This window comes from Tessaracoccus sp. MC1627 (assembly GCF_014164725.1).
GTDB lineage: Bacteria > Actinomycetota > Actinomycetes > Propionibacteriales > Propionibacteriaceae > Arachnia.
On record NZ_JACJGA010000008.1, the window covers coordinates 44025 to 66514 of the forward strand.

General features: G+C 68.8%; 21 protein-coding genes, 1 tRNA gene and 1 pseudogene. 5 read left to right on the forward strand and 18 right to left on the reverse strand.

What is annotated here, in order from left to right; all coding sequences use genetic code 11:
• Positions 1-4 precede the first annotated feature (4 nt).
• From H5399_RS15120 to H5399_RS15205, 18 genes and pseudogenes are all read right to left on the reverse strand, one after another.
• Entirely contained in the window at positions 5-904 is a 900-nt protein-coding gene (locus tag H5399_RS15120; protein WP_182784110.1) for a F0F1 ATP synthase subunit gamma, read from the reverse strand.
• Positions 905-907: 3 nt separating this feature from the next.
• Complete coding sequence (gene atpA / locus H5399_RS15125) at positions 908-2545, reverse strand: F0F1 ATP synthase subunit alpha (protein WP_182784111.1); 1638 nt, start codon at positions 2543-2545, stop codon at positions 908-910.
• A gap of 17 nt (positions 2546-2562) precedes the next feature.
• Positions 2563-3360, reverse strand: coding sequence for a F0F1 ATP synthase subunit delta (locus H5399_RS15130; RefSeq protein ID WP_182784113.1), 798 nt, complete (start codon positions 3358-3360; stop codon positions 2563-2565).
• Entirely contained in the window at positions 3357-3902 is a 546-nt protein-coding gene (locus H5399_RS15135; RefSeq protein ID WP_182784115.1) for a F0F1 ATP synthase subunit B, read from the reverse strand. The genes H5399_RS15130 and H5399_RS15135 overlap by 4 nt, the downstream gene beginning before the upstream one ends.
• A gap of 8 nt (positions 3903-3910) precedes the next feature.
• Positions 3911-4129 carry an ATP synthase F0 subunit C gene (locus H5399_RS15140; protein WP_182784116.1) on the reverse strand — a complete coding sequence of 73 codons (219 nt, stop codon included), beginning with the start codon at positions 4127-4129 and terminating at the stop codon, positions 3911-3913.
• A 58-nt stretch (positions 4130-4187) separates the two neighbouring features.
• Complete coding sequence (atpB, locus tag H5399_RS15145) at positions 4188-4973, reverse strand: F0F1 ATP synthase subunit A (protein WP_182784118.1); 786 nt, start codon at positions 4971-4973, stop codon at positions 4188-4190.
• A 17-nt stretch (positions 4974-4990) separates the two neighbouring features.
• Complete coding sequence (locus tag H5399_RS15150; protein ID WP_182784396.1) at positions 4991-5212, reverse strand: hypothetical protein; 222 nt, start codon at positions 5210-5212, stop codon at positions 4991-4993.
• A 50-nt stretch (positions 5213-5262) separates the two neighbouring features.
• On the reverse strand, positions 5263-5715 hold the full coding sequence (locus H5399_RS15155) for a hypothetical protein (protein ID WP_182784120.1): 453 nt from the start codon (positions 5713-5715) through the stop codon (positions 5263-5265).
• Positions 5708-6808 carry an MraY family glycosyltransferase gene (locus H5399_RS15160; protein WP_182784122.1) on the reverse strand — a complete coding sequence of 367 codons (1101 nt, stop codon included), beginning with the start codon at positions 6806-6808 and terminating at the stop codon, positions 5708-5710. The genes H5399_RS15155 and H5399_RS15160 overlap by 8 nt, the downstream gene beginning before the upstream one ends.
• 21 nt (positions 6809-6829) lie before the next feature.
• A pseudogene (locus H5399_RS15165) lies at positions 6830-7426 on the reverse strand (L-threonylcarbamoyladenylate synthase); the annotation flags it as partial.
• A 29-nt stretch (positions 7427-7455) separates the two neighbouring features.
• On the reverse strand, positions 7456-8313 hold the full coding sequence (gene prmC / locus H5399_RS15170) for a peptide chain release factor N(5)-glutamine methyltransferase (protein ID WP_182784126.1): 858 nt from the start codon (positions 8311-8313) through the stop codon (positions 7456-7458).
• Positions 8310-9377 carry a peptide chain release factor 1 gene (prfA, locus tag H5399_RS15175; RefSeq protein WP_182784128.1) on the reverse strand — a complete coding sequence of 356 codons (1068 nt, stop codon included), beginning with the start codon at positions 9375-9377 and terminating at the stop codon, positions 8310-8312. Before prfA ends, prmC begins: the two co-directional genes overlap by 4 nt.
• Positions 9378-9450: 73 nt before the next feature.
• Positions 9451-9654, reverse strand: a complete 204-nt coding sequence (gene rpmE, locus H5399_RS15180; protein ID WP_182784131.1) for a 50S ribosomal protein L31 — start codon at positions 9652-9654, stop codon at positions 9451-9453.
• Positions 9655-9769: 115 nt separating this feature from the next.
• Positions 9770-11518 (reverse strand): transcription termination factor Rho, encoded by a 1749-nt coding sequence (rho, locus tag H5399_RS15185; RefSeq protein ID WP_220491053.1) that lies wholly within the window; start codon positions 11516-11518, stop codon positions 9770-9772.
• Between the two features lie 192 nt (positions 11519-11710).
• On the reverse strand, positions 11711-12601 hold the full coding sequence (gene thrB / locus H5399_RS15190; protein ID WP_182784135.1) for a homoserine kinase: 891 nt from the start codon (positions 12599-12601) through the stop codon (positions 11711-11713).
• A 3-nt stretch (positions 12602-12604) separates the two neighbouring features.
• Positions 12605-13909 carry a homoserine dehydrogenase gene (locus H5399_RS15195; RefSeq protein ID WP_182784137.1) on the reverse strand — a complete coding sequence of 435 codons (1305 nt, stop codon included), beginning with the start codon at positions 13907-13909 and terminating at the stop codon, positions 12605-12607.
• Positions 13906-15309, reverse strand: a complete 1404-nt coding sequence (gene lysA, locus H5399_RS15200) for a diaminopimelate decarboxylase (protein WP_182784139.1) — start codon at positions 15307-15309, stop codon at positions 13906-13908. The genes H5399_RS15195 and lysA overlap by 4 nt, the downstream gene beginning before the upstream one ends.
• 47 nt (positions 15310-15356) lie before the next feature.
• Complete coding sequence (locus H5399_RS15205) at positions 15357-15851, reverse strand: hypothetical protein (RefSeq protein ID WP_182784141.1); 495 nt, start codon at positions 15849-15851, stop codon at positions 15357-15359.
• A gap of 60 nt (positions 15852-15911) precedes the next feature.
• Between H5399_RS15205 and H5399_RS15210 the strand changes: the two genes are divergently transcribed.
• The 5 genes from H5399_RS15210 to galK all read left to right on the forward strand — a co-directional run bounded on the left by H5399_RS15210 (position 15912) and on the right by galK (position 22488).
• Positions 15912-15983: transfer RNA gene (locus H5399_RS15210), tRNA-Arg, on the forward strand.
• A gap of 28 nt (positions 15984-16011) precedes the next feature.
• Positions 16012-17337 carry a glycosyltransferase family 87 protein gene (locus H5399_RS15215; protein ID WP_182784143.1) on the forward strand — a complete coding sequence of 442 codons (1326 nt, stop codon included), beginning with the start codon at positions 16012-16014 and terminating at the stop codon, positions 17335-17337.
• A gap of 87 nt (positions 17338-17424) precedes the next feature.
• On the forward strand, positions 17425-21156 hold the full coding sequence (locus H5399_RS15220) for a multifunctional oxoglutarate decarboxylase/oxoglutarate dehydrogenase thiamine pyrophosphate-binding subunit/dihydrolipoyllysine-residue succinyltransferase subunit (RefSeq protein ID WP_182784145.1): 3732 nt from the start codon (positions 17425-17427) through the stop codon (positions 21154-21156).
• A gap of 4 nt (positions 21157-21160) precedes the next feature.
• Positions 21161-21340 (forward strand): DUF6104 family protein, encoded by a 180-nt coding sequence (locus H5399_RS15225; protein ID WP_182784147.1) that lies wholly within the window; start codon positions 21161-21163, stop codon positions 21338-21340.
• On the forward strand, positions 21340-22488 hold the full coding sequence (gene galK / locus H5399_RS15230; protein ID WP_182784149.1) for a galactokinase: 1149 nt from the start codon (positions 21340-21342) through the stop codon (positions 22486-22488). Before H5399_RS15225 ends, galK begins: the two co-directional genes overlap by 1 nt.
• The last annotated feature ends 2 nt before the right edge of the window (positions 22489-22490 follow it).

Here is a 22490-nt window from a genome sequence, read left to right on the forward strand (position 1 = left end):
TCGGCTACTCGGACAGCGCCGAGGCGCCACCGACGATTTCAGTGATTTCTTGGGTGATCTCGGCCTGGCGGGCCTGGTTCGCCTCACGGGTCAACTGCTCGATGAGCGACTGGGCGTTGTCGGTCGCGGACTTCATCGCCCGCTGGCGGCTGGCCAGCTCCGAGGCAGCGGACTGGAGGAGCGCGCTGTGGATGCGCTCTGCGACGAACAGCGGCAGCAAAGAGTCCAGCACGGTGGCGATGTCCGGCTCGAAGTGGAAGAACGGATTGAGCTCCTCCGGATCCGGGTCCGGATCCGTCGGGGCATCCTCGACGACGAGCGGCAGCAGCCTGCGGGCCACGGCGGTCTGGGTGAGCATGGACACGAACCGGGTGTTGACGACGTGGAGCTGGTCCACCCCGCCCTCCTCCGTGGGCTGCATGAACTTCTTCAGCAGCACCCCGGCGATCTCCCGAGCCTCGGCGTAGGTGGGGCGGTCGGAGAATCCGGTCCAGCTGCGTTCGATGGTGCGGTGACGGAATTCGTAGTACGCCACGCCCTTCTGGCCCGCGATGTACATCACCACGTCCTGGCCCTCGCCCGTGAGCTTCGCGTACAGCTGCTCGGCCGCCTTGATGACGTTGGCCGAGTAGGCGCCGGCGAGGCCACGATCAGAGGTGATCAGCAGGATGGCCGACCGCTGCGGGTTCTCGACGTCGACCAGGAGCGGATGCTCCAGGTCGTGGGCGCTGGCCAGGGCGGAGACGGCCCTGGTCAGCTCCCGCGCGTAGGGCAGGGCGGACCGGGCCGCGTTCTGCGCCTTGATGATGCGCGACGCGGCGATGAGCTCCATGGCACGGGTGATCTTCTTCGTCGTGCTCACCGACTTCCGGCGCTCGCGAAGCTCCCGCAGACTGCTAGCCATCGATCAGCTCCGCTTCTGACGGACGATCGTCTCCTGGCCGATCTCCTCGTCCTCGAGCGGCTTGTGCTCCTCGCGTCCGACGAGCAGCTTGCCCTCGGACGTGCGGAACACGCGCTTGAAATCGGCCAAGGCGGTGATCGTCGCAGCCTTCAGCTCGTCGCCGAACAGGAAGGTGTCCGCGATCGACTGCAGGACGGTGGTGTTGTGGCGGAGGTAGTCCAGGAACTCACCCTCGAAGCGCAGCACGTCGTCGACGGGCACGTCATCGAAGTGCCCCTCGATGCCGGACCACACCGACACGATCTGATCCTCGACCGGGTAGGGGGCGTACTGACCCTGCCGAAGGAGCTCGGTGAGGCGCTCGCCCCGGGCCAGCTGGCGGCGGCTCGCCGCGTCCAGATCGGAGGCGAACATGGCGAACGCCTGCATGTCGCGGTACTGCGCCAGATTGATCTTCAGCGAGCCCGATACCGCCTTCATCGCCTTGACCTGCGCGGCGCCACCCACGCGGGAGACGGACACGCCGACGTCGACCGCCGGGCGCTGGTTGGCGTTGAACAGGTCCGACTGCAGGAAGATCTGGCCGTCGGTGATGGAGATCACGTTGGTGGGGATGTAGGCCGACACGTCGTTGGCCTTGGTCTCGATGATCGGAAGGCCGGTCATCGAACCCCCGCCGAGCTCGTCGGAGAGCTTGGCGCAGCGCTCCAGCAGGCGGGAGTGGAGGTAGAAGACGTCTCCGGGGTAGGCCTCACGGCCCGGGGGCCGGCGAAGCAGCAGCGACATGGCGCGGTAGGCCTCGGCCTGCTTCGTGAGGTCGTCGAACACGATGAGGACGTGGTTGCCCTGGTACATCCAGTGCTGGCCGATGGCCGAGCCGGAGTAGGGGGCGATGTACTTGAAGCCGGCCGGGTCTGAGGCCGGCGAGTGCACGATGGTGGTGTACTCCAGGGCGCCCGCTGCCTCGAGGGTGCTGCGCACCTCGGCGATGGTCGAGCCCTTCTGGCCGATCGCCACGTAGATGCAGCGCACCTGCTTCTTCTTGTCGCCAGAGGCCCAGTTGGCCTTCTGATTGATGATCGTGTCCAGCGCGATGGCCGTCTTGCCGGTCTTGCGGTCACCGATGATCAGCTGACGCTGGCCGCGGCCGATCGGGATCATGGCGTCGATGGCCTTCAGGCCCGTCTGCAGTGGCTCCCGGACCTCCTGCCGGTCCATCACACCGGCAGCCTGAAGCTCGAGCGCACGACGGCCGTCGATGCCGTCGATCTCGCCGAGTCCGTCGATGGGGTTGCCCATGGCGTCCACGACGCGTCCGAGGTAGCCGTCGCCAACGGGCACCGAGAGCACGTCGCCGGTGCCGTGCACGACGGAGCCCTCATCGATGCCCTCGGAGTCTCCGAGGACGACGACGCCGATCTCGCGTTCGTCGAGGTTCAGGGCGATGCCCAGGGTTCCGTTCTCGAACCGCAACAGCTCATTGGCCATCGCCGAGGGCAGGCCCTCGACCCGGGCGATGCCGTCGCCGGAGGTCACGACGGTGCCGACCTCGGTCCGGGACGCGGCCTGGGGCTGATATGCCTGGACAAAGTCGTCCAGCGCGCTGCGGATCTCGTCCGGACTGATGGTGAGTTCAGCCATTGCGTTTCTACTTTCGTCTACAGAGTGGTGAGTTGCCGGTGGGCCTGGTCTAGCCGCGCAGCAACTGTTGATTCGATGACGTCATCGTCGATGGCCACGTTCATGCCACCGAGGACCGAGGGGTCCACCTCGATCTGGAGCGACACCGTGGTGCCCAGCTGGGCCTCCAACGCCGCCTTGAGGCGGGCGATGCGACCCTCGTCCAGCGGACGGGCCACTGTGACCCGGGCGATCTTCTCTCCGGACAGGTCCGCAGCCATCTCAAGGATGACGGAGAAGATCTGCGCGATGTTGCGACGGCGGGCCTTGACCGCGCGAGCCGCCAGCGTGCGGGTGACGGGATGGACGCGACCCTCGATCAGCCCATCGACGAGAGCCTGCTTGGCCTCGACGGGATAGGTCTGGTTGCGCAGGGTGGCCGCCAACTCCGGGCTACCGACGATGGTGGAGGACAGAGCGTGCAGCTCGTCGGAGACCTGGTCGATCTGTCCGGCCCGATGGGCCGATGCCAGCGCCACGCGGATGCCCTGGCGCTCCAATCCGGACACCAGGTCCACGCCGCTGCCCCAGGACGCCCGGAGGGCCTCCGACAGGACGGACATCGTCGCGGCCGAGACGCGGCCGCCGAGAAGACGCCTCGCCAGGCCCGCGCGGTCGTCGAAGGACGACGACGGGTCCGACAGCGAACGACGCAGCACCGGCTGGCCGTCGATCAGATCGACGACGGCGAACAGCTCGGAGGCCGTGGACGCATCGGTGAGGATGCCGTCGACGGACGCATCGAGTCCAGCGGGTGCGGCGCCGCGGGCCATCATCGGGCCTGACCCGCGGACTCGAGTTCGGCCAGGAACCGGTCAACGGTGCGCATGGCCAACTCGTCGTCGCTCAGCGACTCGCCCACGATCTTGCCGGCCAGGACGGTGGCCATGCCGCCGACCTCGCCTCGCAGGTCCTTGACCAGCTGTGCGCGCTCCGCTTGAAGCTGGACGCGTCCGGACTCCAGAATCCGCTGGGATTCCTTGGCCGCCTTGTCCCGGGCTTCGGCCACGATGGTGGCCGACTGGTTCTTGGCATCCTCACGGATCCGCGCGGCCTCCTCGCGGGCAGCCGTCAGCTGGTCGTTGTATTCGGCGAGTGCAGCCTCAGCCTTGGCTTCCGCCGCCGCCGCACGCTGCATGCCGCCCTCGATCTTGTTCGAGCGCTCCTCGTACATCTTCTCGAAGGCCGGTACAACGGCCTTACGCATCAGAGCGTAGATCAGCAGCATCAGGACGATGCCGACGACGATCTCCGAGAGATAGTGGGGCAACAGGGGCCCCAGATCGATCTCGAGAAGCGCCCCGGTGAAGGGGAACATGACGCTGCTCAGAGGACGAAGGCGAGAGCGATGGCGATGATGGCGAGCGCCTCAACCACGGCGAAGCCGATGAAGGCCGTGCCCATCATGGCGCCACGGGCCTCGGGCTGACGGGCGGTGCCGTTGATGACCGACGCGAAGATCCAGGCGACACCCAGGGCCGGGGCGATCGTGGCGATCGCGTAGCCGATCATGTTCAGCGAGCCGGTGATTTCGAGGAGGGACATTACTTTCCTTTCGGATGGCTTCTGAGAACGGGCTTGTTTCTCAGGAGTCGGATTGACTTTAGTGCGCCTCGGCGATCGAGGTGGACACGTACTGGGCGGTGAGAACCGTGAAGATGTAGGCCTGCAGCGCGCCGATGAACAGCTCGAGGCAGAGGATGAGCAGGCTGAACGCCAACGACACTCCGCCGGCGACGTTGAAGAACAGGTTGTCCTGCACCGTGAGGAGGTACCCGCCGCCCACCACGAACACGAGCACGACGAGGTGACCGGCGAACAGGTTGGCGAAGAGACGCAGGGCCAGCGTGATGGGGCGCGTGATGAAGGTGGCCAGGAACTCCAGCGGGATCACCAGTACGAGCAGGTAGCCCGGCACGCCGTCCGGGATCAGCGACTTCTTGAGGAACCCGCCGAACCCCCACTTCCTGAACCCGGCGCCCACGTAGATCAGCCACGACAGGATCGCCAGGCCGTAGGCGTAGCCGACGTTGGAGAACGTGGGGTACATGAAGAGGAAGAACTCGCCGAACCAGTTGTTGACCAGGATGAACGAGAACAGGCCCAACAGATAGGGAAGAAACTTCTTGAAGTCGTGGTGGAGGATGTCACGCGCGATGCCGTTGCGGACGAACTCGTAGACGTATTCGGCGAAGAACTGCGTCTTCGTGGGCTTGACCTTGAGGTTGCGGGAGGCCAGCCACCAGAGGATCATCACGATGGCCGCGCCGATGAGGGCCTGGAAGAACGGCTTGTTCATCCAGTCGGGCAGCACGCCCGGCCAGACCGAGTACCACAGGAAATCGTCTGTGCCAGGAGGGTGGTATCCGCCTCCGTCGCCTGTCTCCATCGGAAGTAGCCCCAGTGTCACGTACCGCTCCCGTATCGCTTGATGATGAGGTAGATGCTGGTCACCAGGCCAAGAATGAGGCCCAGCGGCAGTAACCACGAGGTGTGCAACAGGTAGTCCCCGACCCACCCGAGTCCACCGTAGAAGATGATCCCGCTGAGCAGGTAGCTGAGCACGAGCATGCCGTCATCGGTGCGCGAAGGTCCTTCTGGCGCGTTCTCTGACGGTGAGTTGCCCATGTCGTGTGTGAGCCTAGCGGAAACGGGTCCGTGAATCATATTTCTCCCGGTCATTGATCGGACGGGGGCCGGTACTCGGTGTCGTAGACCGGAACCCTCTGCCGGGAGGCCACCAGAACCACCCCGGTCACCCACGCCAACACTGTGCCCACGACGCTCAGCAGCAGCCAGCCGTCGCGCACCTGCGGCGCCACCGCAGGATGCCCGAGGATGAACCACAGCCCGGCGGCGATCCCCACCACCCGCACCGCGTAGCTGACCAGCACCAGCGCCATGCCCTGCATGTCGCCGAACTCCGAGGCCACCACCTCCAGCGCCTGCCCGACGGAGTAGAAGATGACGACGGCGGCGAAGCCGAGCACGGTGGTGAGGACGGCGCCGGGACCTCCGACGAGAACGGCCAGCAGGAGGATGAGCCCGCCGGCCGCGTGAGCACCGACCAGTCCCCCGATCATCATCTGCCGGGAGCGCCTGGTCGCGTCGGTGATCCGCGATTCAGCCACCCTCCACCTCCCGACGGGCAGGGCGCAGGGTGAGCACCAGCACCACCAGCAGCGCGAGGATGACCACCCAGACGGTGTGGGGCCACTGCGACAGGGCCACCACCACCAGACCCACCGACACCACAGCCGTCCACCCGTACATCAGCAGCACCGCTCCCCAATGCGAGTGTCCGTGCTCGAGCAGGCGATGGTGCAGGTGCTGCTTGTCGGCATGGAAGACGTGCTGCCCCTTCCAGGTGCGCCGCGCCCAGGCGAGGATCAGGTCGAGGATGGGGAGGGCGAGGGCCGCGAGCGGCAGCAGGATGGGCAGCAGCGCCGGGAGGAGGCTGCCGTCCTGCTCAGTGGCCCCCGGATCCAGTTGACCGGTGAACGAGATCGCGCTCATGGCCATCAGCAGACCGAGCAGCATGGCGCCGGAATCGCCCATGAACATTTTCGCGGGGTGGAAGTTGTGCAGGAGGAAGCCGATCGCGATCCCGCAGGTGGCCACCGTGATCAGGCTCGCCGTGGTGGCCCGCACGAGTTCCTGCTCGTAGGCCAGGACGTAGGTGTAGCTGAAGAAGGCACCGGAGCCGATGGCCACGACCCCGGCGGCCAGCCCGTCGAGCCCGTCGACGAAGTTGACCGCGTTGACGCACAGGGCGATGAAGAACACGGTGATCAGGATGCTGGTCGCGTCGTCGAGGGCCACGATCCGGTTGGGTAGCGGGATCCAGTAGATCCGCACCCCCTGCAGCACCGCGACCCCTGCAGCGAGCACCTGGCCACCCAGCTTGACCAGCGCCGGCATGTCGTACTTGTCGTCCAGCACCCCGATGACGGTGATGACCAGCCCGGCCCAGAGAACGGCCCACGCGTCGTGCTCGACGGTGGTGTAGCGGCCGAGGAACGGCATCTGGAGCGCGAGCAGGAACGCCACCGCGAGCCCGCCGAACATGGCCAACCCGCCGAAGTAGGGGATGGGCTGGGTGTGCACGTCGCGGCTGCGGACCGTGGCCAGCGCGCCGGTGCGCACCGCGAGGCTGCGGGCCAGCCCCGACAGCAGATAGGTGGTGCCGGCCGCTACCAGCAGCACAAGGAGGTACTCGCGCACAGGGGCCTAGCCCTGCGACTCGATGTCCGGGGCCACCTCGCGGAGCGCCTCGAGTGACAGCGCACCCGCCCTGAGCACCCGCCCCTCAGGAATCGAGGCGAAGTCCACGATGGTGGAGGCCACTCCCCCACTCACAGGTCCGCCGTCGAGGTACACCGCGACACTCTCGCCGAGCTGCTCCCTGGCCTTGTCACAGGTCAACGCCGCGGGCCGGCCTGAGAGGTTGGCCGAGCTGACGGCCAGGGGCCCGGTGCGGCGCAGCAGGGCGCGGGCGGCGTCGTGGTCCGGCACGCGCACCGCGACGGTGCCCTTGGTCTCCCCCAGCGACATGCCGGAACGGGTCTGGGCCTTGAGGATGAGCGTCAACGCGCCGGGCCAGAAGGCCTTGGCCAATGCCGTCGCACCGGCGGGGACCACGTCGGCGATGGCACGCAGCATCGACGGCTCGGCGATCAGCACCGGCGGCGGCATGTCGCGGCCGCGGCCCTTGGCATCCAGCAGCCCTTGGACCGCGGCGGCCTCGAACGCGTTGGCTCCGATGCCGTAGACGGTGTCGGTGGGCAGGACGATGCACCGTCCCTCGCGGACGGCCGCCACCGCCTCCGCGAGGCCCGTCTCGGGACCGGTGCTGAGGTCGAACACTGTGCTCACGGGGTCATCCTGCCATGTGCGGGAAGCCGCACGGCGGTGACGAACCGCGGGCGACCTGTCAGGTCCTGGTGGCTGAGCACCTCGCCGAACCCGGCAGCGGCCACCAGATCGACGACGGCGTCGGCGTGGCTCTCGTCGTGCTCGGTGGCCAGCAGCCCTCCGGGGCGGAGCAGCCGCTCGGCGACGGAGACCACTACGCGGAGGGCGTCCAGCCCGTCGGGGCCCGAGAAGAGGGCCAAGTCGGGGTCGTGGTCCACCACATCGGCGGGCAGGAGCCCCCGGTGGTTCTCCGGGATGTAGGGCGGGTTGGCGATGACGAGATCCACCGCGCCGTCCAGGTGAGGAAAGGCTTCGACCATGTCGCCGTGCACCACTTCGACGTCCAGCCCGGCAAGGTTCCGGCTCAGGTAGGCCATGGCCTCGGCGGACAGCTCGACGGCATGCAGGCGCACCCCTGGCAGCTCACGCGCGAGCGCGGACGCGATGGCGCCCGACCCCGCGCACAGTTCGACGACGCGACGCTCCTCGACGGGGCGGCCGTCCAGCTGCCGCAGCGCCCAGCCCACCATCTCCTCGGTCTCCGGCCTGGGGATGAACACCCCGGGACCCACCGCCAGCGTTTCGTAGCGGAAGTACGCCACGCCGGTGAGGTGCTGGAGCGGGACCCCGGCGGCGCGGCGCGTGACGAGCTCGTCGATGGCCGACCGCTGCTCGTCGGTGACGGCGTCGACGCGGACCAACTGGGACGGCTCCACGCCCAGCACGTGGGCCACCAACTGCCGCGCCTCGGGCCCCGGGCTGGGCGAGCCGGCCTTGGAAAGCCGCTGGGCGACCCGGTGGGCGACCTCGGTCACCCACCCACTCCTGCGAGCCGCTCGGCGAGGTCCTGCTCCGCCAGCGCGTCGAGCAGCGGCGTCAGCGCCCCCTCCAGCACCTGGTCCAGGTTGTGGGCCTTGTAGCCGATCCGGTGATCGGTGATCCGATTCTCCGGGTAGTTGTAGGTGCGGATGCGCTCCGACCTGTCGACGGTGCGGACCTGCGACTTCCTGACCGCCGACGCCGCTGTCGCGGCCTCCGCCTCGGCCAGGGCGATGAGCCGCGCGCGGAGGATCCGCATGGCGGACTCGCGGTTCTGCAGCTGCGAGCGTTCGTTCTGGCAGGACACCACGGTGCCGGTGGGGAGGTGGGTGATCCGCACCGCGGAGTCGGTGGTGTTGACGCCCTGACCCCCGGGGCCCGAGGAGCGGTAGACGTCGATGCGTAGATCGTCGTCGTTGATCTCCACCTCGTCGGCCTCCACGTCCGGCGACACGAGCACGCCGGCCGCCGAGGTGTGGATGCGGCCCTGGGATTCGGTGACGGGAACGCGCTGGACGCGATGCACGCCGCCCTCGAACTTGAGCCGGCCGTAGGGCCCGAACTCGGTGCCGGTGCCCGCCTTGACCGCCACCGTGACCGACTTGTAGCCCCCGAGATCGGTCTCCTGGGAGTCCAGCACCTCGATCTTCCAGCCCACCTGTTCGGCGTACTTGGAGTACATCTTGAGCAGGTCGCCGGCGAACAGCGCGGACTCGTCTCCGCCCTCGCCGGACTTGATCTCCATCAGAGCGTCGGTGTCGTCGTTGGGGTCCCGCGGAGCGAGAAGCTTGGTGAGGCGCTGCGTGGCCACCTCCAGCTGGGCGTCCAGGTCCGCCACCTCGTCAGCGAAGGAGGCGTCGTCGGCGGCGAGCTCGGCCGCGGCGCCGCGGTCCTCCGAGAGCCTCCGGAACGCCTCGATTCCCTCGACGATGGGGCGCAGCGCCGCGTAGCGCCTGCCCACCTTGCGGGAGCGCGCCATGTCCGAGTGGAGTTCCGGCTCCCCGAGCTGCCGCTCCAGGTCTCGGAACTCGTCCACCAGGGGCTGGGCGTTGTCGAACATGACGGCTCCTTCCGGGGCGGCAAACGAAACGGGCGCCGGGCGGGTATTACCCTCCCGACGCCCGAGCGTGGAACTACTTCTTGGCGTAGCGCTTCTCGAAGCGGGCCACGCGGCCACCGGTGTCGAGGATCTTCTGCTTGCCGGTGTAGAACGGGTGGCACTCGGCGCACACGTCGGCGCTCAACGGCTTCTTGCTGGTGCTGCGCGTGGTGAACGCGTTACCGCAGGTGCAGTGAACCTGGGTCTCGACGTAGTCAGGGTGGATTCCCTGCTTCATGATGGACTCCTTGTTATCCGGTGGCCGGGTCGCTGGCCCGATGGGCCTGGAGGATGCGTGAACCGGCGCGACCCCCAATTGTGCCCCGCCGGTCCAGCATTTCCAAGTCGGCCGATCAGCCGTCGGCAGCGGGAGTGGTCTTGAGGACGCTCAGCAGGAACTCGTGGTTGCTGGCCGTCTTGATCATCCGGGACTTGAGGGTCTCCAGAGCCTGCTGATCGTCGAGGCCCGAGAGCGCCCGCCGCAGCTTCCAGATGATGTTGAGCTCGTCGCGGCCGAGGAGCAGGTCCTCGCGCCGTGTGCCGGAGGCGTCAACGTCGATGGCCGGGAAGATGCGCTTGTCCGCCAGTTCGCGGCGCAGCCGCAGCTCCATGTTGCCGGTGCCCTTGAACTCCTCGAAGATGACCTCGTCCATCCTGGAGCCGGTCTCGATGAGCGCGGTGGCGAGGATGGTGAGCGAGCCGCCGTTCTCGATGTTGCGGGCCGCGCCGAAGAACTTCTTCGGCGGGTACAGCGCGGCGGAGTCCACGCCACCGGAGAGGATCCGACCAGAGGCCGGGGCCGCCAGGTTGTAGGCACGGCCGAGGCGGGTGATGCCGTCGAGGAGCACGACGACGTCGTGGCCCAGCTCGACGAGTCGCTTCGCCCGCTCGATGGCCAGCTCGGCGACCATGGTGTGGTCTTCCGCGGGCCTGTCGAACGTGGAGGCGATGACCTCGCCGGAGACTGTCCGCTGGAAGTCCGTGACCTCCTCTGGACGTTCGTCGACGAGAACCACCATGAGGTGGACCTCCGGGTTGTTGGCCGCGATCGCGTTGGCGATCGCCTGCATCACCATCGTCTTGCCGGCCTTGGGCGGCGAGACGATCAGCCCACGCTGGCCCTTGCCGATGGGGGCGATCAGGTCGATGATCCGCCCGGCGATGTTGGTCTGGACCGTCTCCAGGCGCAGCCGTTCCTGCGGGTAGAGGGGTGTCAGCTTTGCGAACTCGGGGCGGGCCTTGGCCTTCTCCGGGTCGTCGCCGTTGATGGTGTCCAGGCGCACGAGGGGATTGAACTTCTCCTTGCGTTCGCCTTCGCGCGTGGTCTTGATGGCGCCGGTAATCACGTCACCGCGGCGCAGCCCGTAGCGTCGCAGGGTGGAGGTGGAGAGATAGGCGTCGCTGGGTCCCGGCAGGTAGCCGGTGGTGCGGACGAAGGCGTAGTTGTCCAGGATGTCGACGATGCCGGAGATGTTGGCCAGGACGTCGCCCTCCCCCACCGTCGGCTCGGCCTCCATGCGCTCCATGCCCTGGGATCCGCGTGCGGGGCGGCGGTTGGTGGGGCGCTCGCGGTTGCGGCGACGGCGGCTGCTGCGGCGCGATCCGCCCTGATCCTCGTCGTAGCCACCTGGCTCGATGGTGACCGAGGTCGACGCAGGGGCCGGGGCCTGCTGCTGGGGCGCGGTGGCCGGCTTTCCGCCCCCCATGGCGGCCTCCAACAGCTCGCCCACCTCGTTGAGGGTCTCCTGCTGGGGCCCTCGTTCGCGGTTACGACGGCGGCGGTTCCGTCCGCCCTCCTGCTGCTCGCCCTGCTGACTGGACGCCTCGACGGGCGCCTGGGTCTGGGCTTGGGGCTCGCGCTGCTGGGGCGCGGCCTCCGGCTGCTCGGCCGGCTTCTCGTTGCGGGGGCGACGTTGCCTGGGCGCGGCTGGCGCGTCCGAGGGGGCGCCCTGGGCGGCGGGAGCACCCTGTCCGCCGGCGGTCTGGATGGCGTTGACAAGGTCCCCCTTCCGCATGGCGGAGACGCCCTTGATCCCCAGGCCTGCGGCGACGGATTTGAGCTCGACCAGCTTCAAAGCGGCAAGGTCATTGGATTCGCTCAACGAATGGTTCCTTCCATGGAGCCGTGGGGGCACCTGAGGAGGCGCGCCGACAGCGTCAAAGTGGTGGAGTACTGGGCGCCAACGAGCCGGTGTGAAAAGAAGTCCACGGCGGCGCCTTCGGGTAAACCGTTCCTCAGCCTAGCAACTGCGAGGGCCACAACCAAAGAAACCCGGGATCTGCGGCGTGCGGCCTCACCCGGTGGTGAGCTCGACGCCGCCCGCCGGCACCAGTCGACGAACCTCGAACCCGTCCGCCGCGACCCCCGCGATGCCCGCCAACTGTTCCGGCAGACCCACGGCGATGACGGTGGGGCCCGCCCCGGAGATGGCCGCCGGCACTCCGGCGGCGCGCAACCGCAGCATCAGCTCGTGGGCGGGGCGCATCAGATCCGCCCGGTACTGCTGATGCAACAGGTCCGCGGTGGCGTCCAGCAGCAGGTCCGGCCGCAGGGTGAGAGCCAGCGGCAGCGCGGCCGCCGCGATGGCCTGGGCGACGGCGTCCGCCCGGGCCACGGTCTCGGGCAGGACCCGGCGCGCGTCGTCGGTGCGGCACTCGAAGTCTGGCACGAAGGCCACCGCCTCGAACCCCTCCGGCAGCGGAAGCTGCACCAGCGACACCCGACCCTCCCGCGCCCAGGCCAGGATCGCCCCGCCCCACACGGCGGCCCCGGCGTTGTCCGGGTGCCCCTCCGCGAAGGTGGCCAGCCTGGTGATCGCCGCGCGGTCCACCGGCTCGCCCGGCCGGGCGATCCCCCACGCCAGGGTGAGCCCGGCCACGATGGCAGCGGCGGAGGAACCGAGCCCGCGCGAATGGGGGATGGTGTTGCGGCAGGTCAGGCGCATCCCCGCGGGGCGCTCGACACCGAACTCCGCCAACCCGTCGAGCAGGGAGCTGATCACCAGGTGGCTGTCGTCCAGGGGCACGCCGTCGGCGCCCTCACCGGTGACGACCACCTCCAGGACCGGGCTCTCCACCAGGTCGAGCGTGAGCTCGTCGAACCAGTCGAAGGCCATGCCGACGCAGTCGAACCCCGAGCCGAGGTTCGCGGTGGTGGCCGGGACCCGGACGGTGAGCCGTGTCATGGATCAGAAGCCCTCGACGCGCATCACGCGCACGTCCGAGCCGACGAAGTCCGCCCTCCGCAGCTCGTCGGTGACGACGGCGAGGTCGCTCTCCCTGGTGAGGTGCGTCATCACCCCGAGGCTCGCCGCGAAGCCGGCCTCGTGGTCTCCCCCCTCGCGGTAGCTCTGCTGCACGATGCGCAGCGACACGTCGTGCTCGCCGAAGATGGCGGCGCACCGGGCGAGGACCCCGGGCCGGTCCACCACGTCGAAGCTGACGTAGAACTGTGCCTGGGACTCGCCGATCGGCGCGACGGGGCGGCGGGCGTACCTGGAGCCTCCGTGGGCGGCGGTGCCGCGGTGCCGGTTGCGGGCCGCGGTGACCACGTCGCCCATGACGGCGCTGGCGGTGGGGGCGCCGCCGGCGCCCTGGCCGAGGAACATCAACTCGCCCGCCTCGCGTGACTTGACGAAGATGGCGTTGTAGGCGCCGGACACGCTGGCGAGGGGGTGCTTGTTGGCCACCATCGCGGGATGGACCTTGACGATCACGCGATCGTCGTCGGTGAGCTTGGCGATGGCGAGCAGCTTGATGGTGCAGCCCATCTGCTCCGCTGCCGCGATGTCAGCCTCGGTGACGTCCGCGATCCCCTCGCAGAACACCTCGTCGCGCTTGACCTCCGTGTGGAAGGCGAGCCCGGCCAGGATCGCCGCTTTGGCCGCGGCGTCGTGGCCCTCCACGTCCGCCGTCGGGTCCGCCTCCGCGTATCCGAGCGCCTGGGCCTCCGCGAGCGCCGCCTCGAAGCTGCTGCCGTCGGTGACCATCTTGTCCAGGATGAAGTTGGTGGTGCCGTTGACGATCCCCATCACGGCCGTGATGTCGTCCCCCACGAGCGACTCACGCAGCGGCCGCACGATCGGGATGGCCCCGGCGACAGCGGCCTCGTAGTACAGGTCCACGCCCTTGGCCTCGGCCGCGCGGGAGAGCTCCCCCAGGTCGTCGGCGAGCAGCGCCTTGTTGGCCGAGACCACCGAGGCTCCGTTGGAGATCGCGGTCAGCAGCAGGGAGCGGGCGGGCTCGATCCCGCCGATCAACTCGATGACGATGTCGAGATCCGTGCGCGCAACCAGCGACTCGAGGTCTGTGGTGAGCAGCGCGGGGTCGATGCCGGGACGCTTCGCGTCCAGCCGCCGCACGCCGATGCCGACCAGTTCCAGCCGACGCCCGATCCGGGACTCCAACGTGGCGCCCTCGCTGAGGATGATGCGGGCCACCTGGGACCCCACCACGCCGGCGCCCAACAGCGCCACCTTGAGCGGCTTGCTCACTCTCCCACGTCCAATCTCATCAGGTCCTCAAGTGTCTCGCGACGCAGCATCACCCGGGTGACGCCGTCCAGTGCCGAGACGACGGGGGGCTTCGGGATCTGATTGTAGTTACTGGCCATGCTGCGCGCGTAGGCGCCCGAGCCCGGGACTGCGATGAGGTCGCCGATGGAGACATCTGAGGGAAGGAAGACGTCGCGGATCAGGATGTCGCCGCCCTCGCAGTGCTTCCCGACCACCCGGCTCAGCACCGGCCCCGCGCTGGAGGTGCGGTTGGCGATCGCCGCGGAGTATTCGGCCGCGTAGAGGGCCGGGCGGATGTTGTCGCTCATCCCGCCGTCGACGCTGACGTAGACGCGGGACCGGCCGCCCTCCAGATCCACCACCTTGACGGTGCCGACACGGTAGACCGCCACCCCTGCCGGGCCGCAGATCGCGCGCCCCGGCTCGATGGACAGGTGGGGGCGTTTCAGCCCGAACCCCCGGCATTCGAGGTCGATCATCTCTTCGAATCCGGCGGCGATGTCCGCGGTCGCCGCGGGGGTGTCGGCGGAGGTGTAGGCGATGCCGAACCCGCCACCCAGGTCCAGCTCGGCCAGTTCGACGCCGGTGGCGGTGCGGAACTGGGAGGCGAGCCGCATGGTGCGGCGGATCGCCACCTCGAAGCCGTGGGTGTCGAAGATCTGCGACCCGATGTGGCTGTGGATGCCGGCCAGATCCAGGTACTGCGAGCTGTGGCAGCGCACCAGCGCGGTGAGGGCCTGGCCCCCGGTGATCGAGAGGCCGAACTTCTGGTCCTCGTGGGCGGTGGCGATGTACTCGTGCGTGTGTGCCTCCACGCCCGTGGTGACCCGGACCATCACCTTCGCCCGGTGACCACCGTCGGCGCAGGCGCGTTCGAGGCGGGCGATCTCATCGAAGGAGTCGACGATGATGCGGCCCACGCCTTGGGCGAGGGCGAACACGATCTCCTCGTCGGACTTGTTGTTGCCGTGCAGGCCCAGGCGGGCCGCCGGCATGCCGCCGGCCAGCGCGATGCGCATCTCGCCCATCGTCGTGACGTCCAGGTTGAGGCCCTCCTCGGCCGCCCAGCGCGCCACCGTGCGGGTGAGCAGGGCCTTGCCCGCGTAGTAGACGTCCCACCCTGGGAACGCGGTGCGGAAGTCCGCGGCGCGGGAGCGGAAGTCCGCCTCGTCGATGACGTAGACGGGCGTGCCGTGCTCCTCGGCCACCTCCGTCAGGGCCACACCGGCGACGACGATGCGGCCCCGGTCGTCGCGGTGGGTCCCGCGCGGCCAGAGCTTGGTCTCCAACGCGTTGAGATCCGCGGGCACGTCGAGCCATTGCGGCCCCCCGTGCGCGGCGTCCGCGTGGATGGACCCGGCGATGTGCATGTGCGTCATGGCGCCAAGCCTGCCAGAGCGCCGCGCCCCGCCGCCATCCGCGCGCCTCAGGCCGTGACTGAGACGCTCGTGAGGCCGCGGAGCACCAGCTCCGCGGGGGCCTCCACCCGGCGACCGTCCGCGGTCACCATGAGGTCTCCGCACGCGGCGCCCAGGCACTCGTCGTCGAACCGCACCCCCCAGAGCGTGAAGAACTCCCCCAGCGTGATGTCGCGGTTGCCGTCGCCTTCGAGCCACACCTCGCCGCCGGGGTCGTGGGTGTGGACGGGCGCCTGGACCGCGCGCAGCCGGTCGGCTCCGATGAAGGCCGGGATGTCCACCGGCTCGCCGTCCACGGTGACCGTGAGGTCGAGCACCCACGGGTCTGTGTCAGTGCCCAACGGTTGTTCCGGGAGGCCGGCCGCACGGATGTAGGAGACGGCGTCACGCGGGGCGTCCCACGGCGGAGCCGTCTCCCGGAGCACCGCCGGGGCAGGGTCTGGGCGCGCCACGCACGCGGTCAGGATCAGGACCGTCAAGGATACGGAGAGGATCGTGCGCACCCGGCCACCGTAGCCGGAACTTACAGCCCCACTGAGGAGGTGCTAACCTTTCGTGGTCCAGCCCCCGTAGCTCAGGGGATAGAGCACCGCCCTCCGGAGGCGGGAGCCGAGGTTCGAATCCTCGCGGGGGCGCTCAGCGCCGGCTGGCAGGAGTTCCGAGATGACCCACACGCGGTCGCCGGCACCCGCCGGCCCGTTCACCAGGTGGCCGGTGGCCCTCGCGCTCATCGCGACGTTCATCCTCACCCGCTTCGTTTCACACCTCCTGCTGGGCCTGGACGCTGTTGCTTTCGTCGCCAACGACGTCTCCTACTACGGCTATCACCTCTTCCGCCTGGATGAGGGCGAGTCGGGGGTGATGACCGAGTACCCCGTGCCCGCGGTGTGGATACTTCAGGCCGTCTACCGCCTGGGCGGAGGGTGGCAGACCTGGACGGCGGTCTACGTGGGTGTGTTCGTCCTGCTGGACGCCGCCGTCGCGCTGACGCTGTACCGCCGCGACAACGCTGCCGGAGCGCTCTTCTGGATCCTGTTCACCGGCATCCAGGGACCCATCGTGTGGTTCCGTTTCGACCTGATCCCAGCGGCACTGGTGGCCTGGGCGTGCGTCTTCGTGACCCGGTTCCCGAGGCTGGCCGGCGGCCTCGTGGGTCTGGGGGCGGCGATCAAGCTGTGGCCGGCGCTCCTCATCGGACCGATGCTGGCCCCGCACCCCTGGCGGTCGGCCCGGGCGCGCGGCAGGGTGGTCGGCTTCGCCGTCGTGGGCTTCGGGCTTGCGCTGGCGTCGTTGCTCACCAGCGGGTGGGCCCGCTCCGCGTCCCCTGTCACGTGGCAGGGCGAGCGCGGTCTGCAGATCGAGTCGGTACCCGCCTCGCCGCTGATGTTCCTCAGAACCTTCACCGACAACCCGTCGTGGAACATCTTCCTGTCCCCCTACAACGCCCTTGAGCTCCAGGGTCCATACGTGGGGGGCCTCCTCACCGTGTCCACGGTGTTGACCGCACTGTCGTTGATCCTCGCCGGCTACCTGAGCTACCGGCTGATGCGTCACATGCACGACGACGACGAGCGCCTGCATGAGGCCATCCTGCTGGCCATCCTCACCATCGTGCTCGCCACGATCGTCGCCAACAAGACGCTCTCTCCGCAGTACATCCTGTGGCTGGGTGGCCCGGTGGCCGCGCTCCTGGTGGCCCGGACGAGTCACTGGCTGCGTCGTCCCCTCATCGTGTTGGCCGTCTCGTTGGTGATCGTGGGCCTGCTCACCCAGCTGACGTACCCGTGGGGCGCCTACGGGATCATGGCGATCCCCCTGGGGTCAGGGCCGGAGACCTCCATCCTGCTGCTGCGCAACCTCGCCCTTGTGGTGTTGACCGGGTACTCGTTCGCCCTCACCATCATGGCCAGCCGGCCTGCTCCGGACGTCTCCGAAGCACCGGGCGCGTCCATCCTCCCCGCTGGTCAGAGGTCCGCAACGCCCCTCTGATGTGGGTAAGCTGCCCGTAAGCAGCAGCCGCAGACGTCTGCGGCCACCAGGACTCACAGAGGGGATCGTGGCCACGGCCACTCACACATGTCAGCACCTGACTCACTGGACGCTTTCGGGGCAAATTCTTGGCTGATCGACGAGATGCGGGAGGCCTACGAGGCTGATCCCCACTCGGTGGCGGCCGAATGGCGCGAGCTCTTCGCCGCAGACGAGGCTCCCGCACCTCAGGCGCCCCCCTCAACACTGCCGGACCCCACCCCCAAGCCGGCCCCGGCCCCGGCACCGGCAACGACGCCCGCTCCCCCCGCTCCAGCAACGCCGGCCGCCGCCCCCGCGCCGTCGAAGTCCTCCAAGAGTCAGGTCGAACAGGTCCGCAAGGGCACCGGCTCCCCCGCGAATCCGGGTACCGGCTCCACGCTGTCTGCCAACGCGCCCAACCCGGCGCTGCGCCCGGCGCCGTCGGTGGTGGAGCCCAAATACACGGTGCTGCGCGGGGCGCCCATGCGCACCGCCAAGAACATGGAGTCGTCACTGGCCGTCCCCACGGCCACGTCGGTGCGTTCGGTGCCGATGAAGCTGGTCATCGACCAGCGCACCGTCATCAACAACTTCCTGCGCACCTCCAAGGGCGGGAAGGTCTCCTTCACCCATCTCGTCGGCTACGCCATGATCAAGGCCCTGCGCGCGCTGCCGGACATGAACAACGCCTACGATGTGGTCGACGGCAAGCCCACGCTGATCGAGAATCCCGGGATCAACCTGGGCATCGCCATCGACGTCAGGAAGGGCGAGACCCGCCAACTCCTGGTGCCCAACATCAAGGGCTGCGAGAACCTCAACTTCTTCCAGTTCTGGTCCGCCTACGAGCAGGTGGTGCAGAAGACCCGCGCCGGTGACCTTCAGGTCAGCGACTTCGCCGGGACCACCGCCTCCTTGACCAACCCCGGAGGCATCGGCACCAACCACTCCGTGCCGCGCCTGATGAGCGGGCAGGGCGTGATCCTGGGTGTCGGCAACATCGACTACCCGGCCGAGTTCCAGGGGATGAGCCCCTCCCGGCTGACGGACCTGGGCGTGTCCAAGGTGACCACCCTCACCAGCACCTACGACCACCGTGTCATCCAGGGCGCCACCTCGGGCGAGTTCCTCAAGAAGATGCACGAGCTGCTGCTGGGGCAGGACCGCTTCTACGACGAGATCTTCGAGGCCCTGCGCATCCCCTACGAGCCGCTGCGCTGGTCACCGGATGTGTCGGCGCACCGCGACTCTCAGGTCAGCAAGACCGCCCGCGTGCTGGAGCTGGTCAACGCCTACCGCACCTTCGGCCACCTCGTGGCAGACACCGACCCCCTGGAGTACCGGCAGCGCTCCCACGAGGACCTGCGTCTCGAGACCCACGGCCTCTCCATCTGGGACCTGGATCGGGAGTTCGCCGTCGGGGTGTTCGGCGGTCAGGACCGTGCGTACCTCCCGCTGCGCGACATCATCGGAATCCTGCAGGACTCCTACTGCCGCACGATCGGCGTGGAGTACATGCACATCGCCGATCCTCGCCAGCGGGCATGGTTCCAGCAACGCACCGAGCGGCCGCACACGCCGCTGGCGCACGAGGAACACATGCACGCCCTGGACAAGCTGAACGAGGCCGAGGTCTTCGAGACGTTCCTCCAGACGAAGTTCGTGGGCCAGAAGCGCTTCTCGCTGGAGGGCGGCGAGTCGCTGATCGTGCTGCTCGACGAGATCGCCCAGCAGGCCGCCAACGACTCGCTCGACGAAGTCTGCATCGGCATGCCCCACCGCGGGCGGCTCAACGTGCTGGCCAACGTCGTGGGCAAGAAGTACGCGTCGATCTTCAAGGAGTTCGACGGCCAGGTGGACCGCAGCGGCACGGGCGACGTGAAGTACCACCTGGGCGCCGAGGGCACGTTCGTCGCGGCCAACGGCGCCACCATCAAGGCCTCCGTCGCCGCCAACCCGTCTCACCTGGAGGCGGTCAATCCCGTGCTGCAGGGCATCGCCCGCGCGAAGCAGGACACCCTGGACGCCGACGACTACCCGGTGCTCCCGTTGACCCTGCACGGCGACGCGTCGTTCGCGGGCCAGGGGGTGGTCTTCGAGACCCTGCAGATGAGTCAGTTGCGCGGCTACAAGACGGGCGGCACCATCCACGTGGTGGTCAACAACCAGGTCGGGTTCACCACGGCTCCCACCGAGTCCCGCAGCTCCACGTACTGCACCGATGTCGCCAAGTCCATCTCGGCGCCCGTGCTGCATGTCAACGGCGACGATCCGGACTCCTGCATCCGGGCTGCGCGGGTGGCGTTCGACTACCGTCAGAAGTTCAACAGGGACGTGGTCATCGACCTCGTGTCCTACCGCCGGCGTGGTCACAACGAGGGCGACGACCCCAGCTTCACGCAGCCCAACATGTACGACCTGATCGAGCAGAAGCGCTCCACCAGGCGCCTCTACACGGAGTCGCTGATCGGCCGTGGCGACATCTCCCTCGCCGACGCCGAGGACGTCATGAACCGGTTCCGCTCCCGGTTGGAGAACGTGTTCCGCGAGGTGCGCGAGAGCACCGAGACCGACGACGACTACCGCAAGGTGCCCTACTACCCCACCAAGCCCGATGCCCGGCTCACGGAGATCACCCCCGAGATGCTGCGGACCATCGCCGACGTGCACACCCAGTTCCCGGACGGGTTCATGGTGCACCCGAAGGTGATGCCCCAGCTGGAGCGGAGGGCGCAGGCCATCCTGGAGGGCCCCATCGACTGGGCCACCGCGGAGATGATCGCCATCGGCTCGCTCCTGATGGAGCGCCGACCCGTTCGGTTGGCTGGCCAGGACTCGCGGCGTGGCACGTTCTCGCAGCGGTTCGCCGCCATCGTGGACCGGGTCACCAACGAGGCATGGGTGCCGCTCAAGCACCTCACCGGGGACCAGGGCACCTTCGATGTGTTCGATTCCCTGCTCAGCGAGTACGCCGCGCTCGGTTTCGAGTACGGGTACTCGGTGGCGCGCCCGGATGCGCTCGTGATGTGGGAGGCGCAGTTCGGTGATTTCGTCAACGGCGCGCAGATCATCTCGGACGAGTTCGTCGCCTCCGGCAACGCGAAGTGGACCCAGAAGTCCGGCGTCGTGCTCCTGCTCCCCCACGGCTTCGAGGGCCAGGGACCGGATCACAGCTCGGCGCGGCTCGAGAGGTGGCTCCAGCTCTGTGCCGAGAACGCGCTTGCCGTGTGTCAGCCGTCGACGCCCGCCAGCTACTTCCATCTGCTGCGCCAGCACGCCTACGTCAACTTCCACCGGCCCGTAGTGATCGCCACGCCGAAGTCCATGCTGCGCAGCAAGCTGGCCACCTCGATGCCGGAGGACTTCACCTCGGGCGCCTGGCACCCGGTCCTGGACGACCCCACCGTCGAGGATCCCGCCGGCGTGGAACGCGTCGTCCTCTGCTCCGGCAAGGTCCGCTGGGACCTGGTCGCCCGTCGCGACAAGATGGGCCTCCAGGGGAAGGTGGCCGTCGTCGCGCTGGAGCGCCTCTACCCGCTGCCCAGCGAAGAGCTGGCGGCCGTACTGCAGCGCTACCGGCATGTGGAGGACGTCCGCTTCGTGCAGGACGAGCCGGAGAACCAGGGCGGCTGGCCGTTCCTGTCCGCGCACCTCCCGAGGGGCGTCAAACGGCACCTGCCGGACTACGAGCTGCGGATGCAGCTGGTGTCGCGGGAGTGGTCATCGGCACCGTCGGTGGGGTCGCTGAAGGTCCACAAGGCCCAGGAGGAAGTACTCCTGGACGCGGCGCTAGGCTGATCCGGTGTACTTCACCGACCGCGGGCTCGAGGAGCTCGCTCATCGGCGCGGCCACGAGGAGTTCACCTTCGAGTGGCTCGCGGACCAGCTGCGCACATTCGTGGATCTGAACCCGGAGTTCGAGACTCCGGTTGAGCGCCTCGCCTCCTGGCTGGCAAGGCTGGACGACGAGGAGGACGACTGATGTTGAACCTGGAAGCGCTCATCGCGCGCTACCGCACCGTGGCCGGGGCGGATCCCGAGGGCCTGTGGTTCGCCCCGGGCAGGGTGAACCTGATCGGCGAGCACACCGACTACAACGACGGCTTCGTGCTGCCGTTCGCCCTGGAGCGCAAAGCCGTCATCGCCGGCGGACGCCGCGACGACGACCGCCTGGTGATGGTCTCCCTCGAGCTTGACGACGAGGTGGGTGTCGCGCTCGCTGACCTGGCCCCCGGCACCGAGGGGTGGGCCTCCTACCTGGCCGGCGTGGCGTGGGCCCTTCGCGAGGCGGGCCACGACGTGGGCGGGGCCACCCTGGTGATGACCTCGGACGTGCCCCTGGGTGCGGGCCTCTCCAGCTCTGCCGCCATCGAGTGCGCCACCGTCGCCACCCTGGCGGACCTGTACGGGCTCGACATCCCCAAGATGGACCGGGCCAAGCTCGCCCGGGTGGCGGAGAACGCCTACGTCGGCGCCCCCACCGGCCTGCTGGATCAGGCGGCCAGCACCTTGTGCGAGGCGGATTCCGGCCTGTTCCTGGACTGCCGGACGCTGGAGACCCAGCACGTTCCGCTGCCGATGGCAGAGCAGGGCTACGAGATCCTCGTGTTGGACACCAAGACCCCGCACAGCCACGTCGACGGCGAGTACGGGTCCCGTCGTGCCTCCTGCGAGGAGGCCTCGGCCATCCTCGGGGTCCCCGCCCTGCGGGACGTGACGGACCTTGAGGAGGCCCTGTCCCAGCTGGAGGACGAGACGCTGCGCAAGCGCGTCCGCCACGTCGTCACGGAGAACGAGCGGGTGCTGCAGGCCTTCGAGCTGGCCAAGCGCGGAGACCTGCCCGGCCTCGCGCCCCTCCTGGACGCCTCCCACGCCTCGATGCGCGACGACTACGAGATCACGGTGCCCACCGTCGACCTCGCCGTGGAGGCGGCACGGGCCGCCGGCGCCCTCGGAGCCCGGATGACCGGTGGCGGCTTCGGTGGCTGCATCATCGCCCTGACGCACGCGGGCGAGGCCGATGGGATCGGCAGGGCTGTCGCGGGGGCCTTCGCCGAGGCCGGCTACGGGACCCCGGAGTGGTTCTCAGCCACCCCGGCGCCCGGAGCCGGGCGGCTCCCGGGCCACTGACA

What these genes read in the sequence shown, in the direction of transcription:
- prfA (WP_182784128.1), bottom strand. Translation starts at nt 9,377, where the DNA reads ATGTTCGACAACGCCCAGCCCCTGGTGGACGAGTTCCGAGACCTGGAG.
- H5399_RS15215 (WP_182784143.1), top strand. Translation starts at nt 16,012, where the DNA reads ATGACCCACACGCGGTCGCCGGCACCCGCCGGCCCGTTCACCAGGTGG.
- atpA (WP_182784111.1), bottom strand. Translation starts at nt 2,545, where the DNA reads ATGGCTGAACTCACCATCAGTCCGGACGAGATCCGCAGCGCGCTGGAC.
- H5399_RS15220 (WP_182784145.1), top strand. Translation starts at nt 17,425, where the DNA reads ATGTCAGCACCTGACTCACTGGACGCTTTCGGGGCAAATTCTTGGCTG.
- lysA (WP_182784139.1), bottom strand. Translation starts at nt 15,309, where the DNA reads ATGACGCACATGCACATCGCCGGGTCCATCCACGCGGACGCCGCGCAC.
- H5399_RS15130 (WP_182784113.1), bottom strand. Translation starts at nt 3,360, where the DNA reads ATGATGGCCCGCGGCGCCGCACCCGCTGGACTCGATGCGTCCGTCGAC.
- rpmE (WP_182784131.1), bottom strand. Translation starts at nt 9,654, where the DNA reads ATGAAGCAGGGAATCCACCCTGACTACGTCGAGACCCAGGTTCACTGC.
- atpB (WP_182784118.1), bottom strand. Translation starts at nt 4,973, where the DNA reads ATGGAGACAGGCGACGGAGGCGGATACCACCCTCCTGGCACAGACGAT.
- H5399_RS15150 (WP_182784396.1), bottom strand. Translation starts at nt 5,212, where the DNA reads ATGGGCAACTCACCGTCAGAGAACGCGCCAGAAGGACCTTCGCGCACC.
- galK (WP_182784149.1), top strand. Translation starts at nt 21,340, where the DNA reads ATGTTGAACCTGGAAGCGCTCATCGCGCGCTACCGCACCGTGGCCGGG.
- H5399_RS15120 (WP_182784110.1), bottom strand. Translation starts at nt 904, where the DNA reads ATGGCTAGCAGTCTGCGGGAGCTTCGCGAGCGCCGGAAGTCGGTGAGC.
- thrB (WP_182784135.1), bottom strand. Translation starts at nt 12,601, where the DNA reads ATGACACGGCTCACCGTCCGGGTCCCGGCCACCACCGCGAACCTCGGC.
- H5399_RS15135 (WP_182784115.1), bottom strand. Translation starts at nt 3,902, where the DNA reads ATGTTCCCCTTCACCGGGGCGCTTCTCGAGATCGATCTGGGGCCCCTG.
- H5399_RS15140 (WP_182784116.1), bottom strand. Translation starts at nt 4,129, where the DNA reads ATGTCCCTCCTCGAAATCACCGGCTCGCTGAACATGATCGGCTACGCG.